The sequence below is a fragment of the Thermococcus sp. LS2 genome (assembly GCF_012027375.1).
In the GTDB taxonomy this organism is placed as follows: domain Archaea; phylum Methanobacteriota_B; class Thermococci; order Thermococcales; family Thermococcaceae; genus Thermococcus_B.
This window is the reverse complement of sequence record NZ_SNUI01000038.1, coordinates 1-255: the sequence shown is the minus strand read 5'-3', so window position 1 is coordinate 255 and position 255 is coordinate 1. Positions and strand designations below refer to the sequence as shown.

Below are 255 nucleotides of genomic sequence, written 5' to 3'. Positions count from 1 at the left end.
GCGTTCTCACAAGTATAAAGAGGTTGTGAAGAATGCAAAACAGCTCTTCCAAGAATGAAACCGTCGTGAGGGCGTACTCAATTCAACTTCAAGGCGATAGTGTTATTCTGAAGTTTATTGAAGAGTACCACAAAATGGCAAAAACTGCACTCCAAGAAATCCTCAATACCGAAAAATTCACGAAGTTTGAGAGGAAACAACTCCGAGACACGCTTTTAGAGAACTGGAATTATGCTGCCCACTACGTTGACTCCG

The 255-nt window shown here is 42.0% G+C and carries 1 pseudogene; it reads left to right on the top strand.

The window, feature by feature from the left end:
* Positions 1–32: 32 nt before the first annotated feature.
* Positions 33–255, top strand: a pseudogene (locus tag E3E24_RS12605) (RNA-guided endonuclease TnpB family protein); the annotation flags it as partial.